The organism is Romboutsia sp., assembly GCF_035470145.1.
Lineage (GTDB): Bacteria > Bacillota > Clostridia > Peptostreptococcales > Peptostreptococcaceae > Romboutsia_D.
In genome coordinates this window covers 1-4,122 of the sequence record NZ_DATIRC010000428.1, presented here as the reverse complement: position 1 = coordinate 4,122, position 4,122 = coordinate 1, and the positions used below count along the sequence as shown (strand labels likewise).

Annotated in this window: 4 protein-coding genes; all 4 read right to left on the bottom strand. The window is 29.8% G+C overall.

Features of this window, described 5'->3' with window-relative positions; genetic code table 11:
* Positions 1-331 precede the first annotated feature (331 nt).
* On the bottom strand, positions 332-2,611 hold the full coding sequence (locus tag VLM92_RS16800) for a xanthine dehydrogenase family protein molybdopterin-binding subunit (RefSeq protein ID WP_325277471.1): 2,280 nt from the start codon (positions 2,609-2,611) through the stop codon (positions 332-334).
* Positions 2,611-3,069 carry a (2Fe-2S)-binding protein gene (locus tag VLM92_RS16795; protein WP_325277470.1) on the bottom strand — a complete coding sequence of 153 codons (459 nt, stop codon included), beginning with the start codon at positions 3,067-3,069 and terminating at the stop codon, positions 2,611-2,613. The genes VLM92_RS16800 and VLM92_RS16795 overlap by 1 nt, the downstream gene beginning before the upstream one ends.
* Positions 3,063-3,854: an FAD binding domain-containing protein gene (locus VLM92_RS16790; protein WP_325277469.1), complete on the bottom strand. Its 792-nt coding sequence runs from the start codon at positions 3,852-3,854 to the stop codon at positions 3,063-3,065. The genes VLM92_RS16795 and VLM92_RS16790 overlap by 7 nt, the downstream gene beginning before the upstream one ends.
* Positions 3,855-3,926: 72 nt before the next feature.
* Positions 3,927-4,122 (bottom strand): hypothetical protein (locus tag VLM92_RS16785; protein WP_325277468.1); only part of this gene is annotated, 196 nt, incomplete at its 5' end.

The window sequence follows — 4,122 nt, the reverse complement described above, 5'->3', positions numbered from 1 at the left end:
AATTTAGACTCCCTTAGACTTTTTAAATCAAATAGTACAATAAAAATATCTATGCCAGGCATTAGTTGAAGCAACCTTGCTAAATCAATATAATCATGATATTCCTGTTGAAAGCTTCTACAATCAAATCATGTATATCCTGATATAAAAAGTATTTCTAGAAAGGGATTTATGGAATTAGTTGGATATAATAATGATATATTTCTTAAAACTTTTAAAAATAATCACATTATTTAAACATGTCAAAGTAATGTGATTATTTTTTTCTATAACTTCCTAACACCATCAAACAATTAAATTCTTAAATCTTCTATAAACTCTGCTAAATCCTTTATTTGTTTTTGTATGCCATAAATATCTTTTCAGGAGTTATAGGTAATGAATTTACTCTTACACCTATACCATTATATATTGCATTAGAAATTGCTGGACAAGGAGTATTAATAACTACCTCCCCTATTGATTTTGCACCAAATGGTCCGGTTGGCTCATAACTTTCTTCAAAGTCTACTATGATATTTCCTATATCACACCTAGAAGGAATTTTATACTGCATAAATGTATTAGTTATCATTTTACCTTTATCATCATATATAACATCCTCATACAAAGCCATTCCTATACCTTGTACTATGCCTCCTTCTGCTTGAATAGTTGCTAAGTTTTTATTTATCACAGTTCCACAGTCTATAACAGATACAAAATTTATTACTTTAACTTTACCTGTTTCTGTATCAATTTCTACTTCAACAAATCCAGCAACAAAAGGTGGTGGTGAATCCTCACTTCCATATGACCCAAAACCTACAAGCCTTTCACTTTGATACCCTACCACTGATTTATTAGCAATGTCTTTTATACTTATTTTATTATTTTCATCATTTGTATCCTTTATATGCTTACCATCAAATTCAACATTTTCATAGCTTAAATCCAAATATTTTGCTCCGCATTTTATAATTTTTTCTTTTAAATCTTTTGCACTTTTGATAGCTGCCATTCCTGTTACATAAGTCGTACTTGATGCATATGAACCAGTGTCATACGGAGATATATCAGTGTCTCCCGAGTGAACTACTATATTATCCATAGTAGTTTTTAATTCTTCACAAGCAATTTGTGCAAGTATTGTATCACTTCCAGTTCCCATATCAGCTGATCCTGTATATAAAGTATAGTGTCCACTGTCATTTAATTTTATTTCTACAGATGCACAGTCTAACTTAGCAACACCAGAACCTTGCATAGCTACTGCCATCCCAACACTTCTTATCACATTATCTGATACTTTTTTAAATGGATACTTTTCATCCCATTTAATTAGTTTCTTACCTTTTTCTATACATTTATCAAGTGTTGAACTTCTTAATGGCTTATTATAAGCTACTGATACATCCCCTTCTTTTACTATATTTAAAAATCTTAAATCAGTTGGGTCCATATTCAACTTATTAGCTAATTTATTTATAGTAGATTCTACTGCAAATGTTCCTTGAGTTGCACCGAATCCTCTAAGTGCTCCTCCTGGCATTTTGTTAGTATAAACTACTTGCCCTTTAAATCTAGCTGCATTTATTCTAGAATAAATAGGAAGAGTTTTCTCCCCTGCTAAGTTAAATGTCGTTGAGCCATGTTCTCCATGTGCTCCTGCATCTGATAATCCTTTTATATCTATTGCTTTTATTTTTCCATTTTTATCTGACCCTATTTTTACATTTAGTTTCATTTGATGTCTGCTACTTGTGCAACTAAAAGTTTCTTTTCTATCATATATAATTTTAGAAGGTTTTCTAGTCTTTAAAGTAACTAAAGCTGTAAACATTTCTACACATCCGTTTTGTTTACCGCCAAAACCTCCACCTATTCTAGGTTTTATAACTCTAACATCTTGAAGTGGTATTTCTAATGCTTTTGATAACTGTCTTCTTACATGAAATGGAATTTGAGTTGATGTTGTAACTACAAGCCTGTTGTTATGGTCTATATAACTAAAAGCTCTATATGTTTCCATCATAGCATGTGCTTGTGCTTGTGTATAATATGTATCTTCAACAACTACATCACATTCTTGTAGTGTTTTTTGTATATCATCTCCAAAAGATTTATCATAATCAACTACTATATTTCGCTCTCTTTGCATACCAAAGTCTACATTGTTGTGTATGTGCTCTTTATGTACTATAACTTCATTGTCTATTGCTTTTTCCATATCTAGTACTGGTGTAAATACTTCATATTCAACTTTTATAAGTTTTAAAGCTTTATTTATAGAACTTTCATCACTTCCTGCAACTATTGCTACTTCTTGACCTACATATCTTATGTTTTTATCAAGTATTAATCTATCATAAGGAGATGCTTCTGGGTAGCTTTGCCCAGCTAGTGTAAATTTAGTTTCTCCTACATCTTTATAAGTTAATATACATTCTATGTTTTCTAATTTTGTTACTTTGGATATATCTATATTTTTTATAATTGCATTTGCATGTGGGCTTCTAAGTAATTTTATTATTAATGCATCTTTAGGAACTAAATCATCTGTGTATACTGGTTTGGCTGTTGTTATTCCCATGCCATCTATTTTAGGTATCCCCTTTCCTACAATATCCATTAATTCACTTCCTTACTTTCTAAATACTTTTTTATTGCTCTTAATTGCCCTACATATCCTGTACATCTACAAAGATTTCCTGCTAAATAGTGCTTTATATCTTCTTCACTTGGATTTTTTAATTCCTTTTGCATTGCAATAACACTAATTATAAATCCTGGTGAGCAAAATCCACATTGGTCTGCACCCTCTTTAGTTAAAAAACTTGCAAATTCATTTACTTCCTCTTGTAGTCCTTCAATTGTAGTTATATGCCTACCCTCTGCTCTTATTGATAACATTGAACAGGATAATACAGGCTTTCCATCCATTAATACACTACATAAGCCACAGCAAGATGTATCACATCCTCTTCTTACACTATACTTTCCTAGTTTTCTTAAAGTATCTACTAAGTATTCCCCTGGTTTTATTTCAATGGTTGTTTTATTATTATTTATAATTGTGTTTATTAACATTTTTCAACCTCCAAGATGGCTCTTTTTACAAGTACTTTAGCAATTTTTTTTCTATATTCACTATTTCCTCTTGTATTACTTCCAAAAACTAATTCTTCTGAAGCTATTTCTGCGGCTTTTATTATATTTTCTAAAGTTTTAGGATTAGATGATATGTATTGACTTGCTTCTATTGCTATAGTTGCCCTTTGTGGTCTAGCTCCTATGCATATCTTGAATTGCCCACTATTATTAGATATACTTACATTAAGTATAGGGTAATCACTACTTTCATTTCTAATTGAAATGTATTTTGCTTTTATATTATCTTTATATATATATATTTTAGTTAATAAGTCTTTTTTATAGGGTTGCCTTAAAAATTCTTCTAGCTTTATCCTTCCTCCATTATATAACTCAACCTCAGTATTGTATGAAAGCAGTGCTACTATTACATCTGAAAATCCATACTTTGAAAATACACTACCTCCTATAGTTGCTATATTTCTAAATTGAACACCTATAATATCTTTTACGCACTCCGAAACTTCTTTAAAATTATTTATTATTATTTTATTTGTTTCTAATTCTCTTAATGATGTCATCGCTCCAATTTCTATGTATTCTTTTTCTTCACTTATGTATGAAAGATTTAAACTTGTTAAGTCCAGTGCTTTGTTTATTCTTTTGTTTCCCATTCTTAAAAATAAAGTTCCTCCGAGAATTACATTATTCTTTTGTGATATTAATGTTTTGTATGCATCTTCTATTGAAGTTGGTCTGTATACTTCTTTTATACTAAACAAGTTATACCTCCTTTTAATACTTTAAACTAAACTCTTTTTTTAATTTTATTTATAAGTATCTAGGTAATAATGCTACTTAGTGTGTTGATATCTATATGCTACATTTCTACAAATTGTAAAATCTACCATTTTTCCAGTATAATATTCCGTATTGTACATTACAACAACACCATCTCTTGTATACTCTAATACATCAAAAGTTATTAGTGGTGTGTTTAATTTTAAATTAAATATCTTAGAAAGTTTTTCATCACATGCACAAGGTATG